General features: G+C 49.9%; 1 protein-coding gene. It reads right to left on the bottom strand.

What is annotated here, in order from left to right:
• Positions 1-10 precede the first annotated feature (10 nt).
• Complete coding sequence (locus CWI84_RS11680; protein WP_126842772.1) at positions 11-1,339, bottom strand: IS4 family transposase; 1,329 nt, start codon at positions 1,337-1,339, stop codon at positions 11-13.
• Between the last annotated feature and the right edge of the window lie 97 nt (positions 1,340-1,436).

Here is a 1,436-nt window from a genome sequence, read left to right as displayed (position 1 = left end):
GCAATGCTGTTCACTTAAGCGGAGCAGCATTGCGATTCACCGGATAGCGGGTTTTGGATAGTTTAACCGACCTTGGTCTTGATGGCCTCGGTCGGTTTTCTTTGAATAACATACCTAGGCTTCCTCTTAAGTCTGCTAATCGCCTCCCAGTCGTTCCCGGTGAAGGGTTGTTTGATAGGCTAATCAGTTCTGCGGCAATAAACTGGCAGGCGAACTTAAAGCTAATCTCCTGTGGAGCGCGTTTATGCTCTACCGCAGCTTGACTGGCTTCTCGCCGGATCAGATTATAGGCTAGGAGCAGCCCCCACAGCTCCTGATAGACCAGAGCTGGGGTTTTACTGCGAAGCACAATGGCGTTATCAAGCATGCTGGATTTTATATCTCTAAAACCGAGTTCAATTTCCCAGCGTTGATGATAGAGTTCAGCAATAGCCTTCGCTGTGTAGACAGAGGCTGGCAAAGACGTGAACACGGTCTTCTCTTTCCCCTCAACTTCGTAAGTGATTGCGCGAGCACACCAGGATTCAGGCAGTGAAGGATTCTTCTTACGAGCTTGAGGCGATACCTTCATTTCCACGAGACGATCACCAGCGCCATAATCTTCGACGACGGTACTGACCAACCCTTTTCGCGCGGGTAACAGCCAATGCCGGTCAACTCCGCTACTGGCAAGGCTTACTAACAAGTCTGCGCTATAAAAACCCTTATCAAGCAACGTAATAGAATGATCTGGAAGCTTATGAATAAGCGGCATAGCTAACGGTACTTCGCCTCGTCGATAAGGACTGATACAGGCATCGACAATCACATGTGAGCGCACATTCATTAGTGCGACGCAGCGCAGCATTGGAAATGGCGTTTGTCGGTCAGTTGACGTGTTCCCTGAGCCAAAATGACTTCGCAGCTCGGTCGAGTCTGGGGTTCGAAACAGCGCACCGTCGACTGCGAATACTTGCAAGCCATGCCAATCATCCTGCGGGTATCGCTCAACGCCCCAATGCTTACCACTTTGCTGAAACAAGCACTGCATCGGCTCTGCGCCTAGTCGCTGTCGGGCCTGTGTAAGTGCACTTTTTGCCAGCATTTGCTCATTCGCTAAACCATCGGCACTAATATTGAGGCTGCGGGCCACCTCTGCGATAGGTTTATTCCGAAAGAACGCCATGCCTAAAACTAGCCACATGACTTGATCACTCGGTAGGCGGCGGCGCCGGATGGTCACTTGTGACGATAGTTCAGCTGCCGCATTTAACCATTCGTTAGGAACATGCTCTAGGAATCTATCGGTATTTGCGGGAAGTGTTTCACTTGAATCGCGTAGCGCGCGGCTGAGAGACATAAAAAAACTCCAGTGACAGTTACTATCACTGGAGTTTGACAGCTCCACTTGATCGGTCAATGGATCGCTAAATTATTTCTTAACTGATCAGCATTGC

The sequence above is a fragment of the Idiomarina tyrosinivorans genome (genome assembly GCF_003987475.1).
In the GTDB taxonomy this organism is placed as follows: domain Bacteria; phylum Pseudomonadota; class Gammaproteobacteria; order Enterobacterales; family Alteromonadaceae; genus Idiomarina; species Idiomarina tyrosinivorans.
The sequence above is the reverse complement of the archived record's forward strand: the minus strand, read 5'-3'. Positions and strand labels throughout refer to the sequence as shown.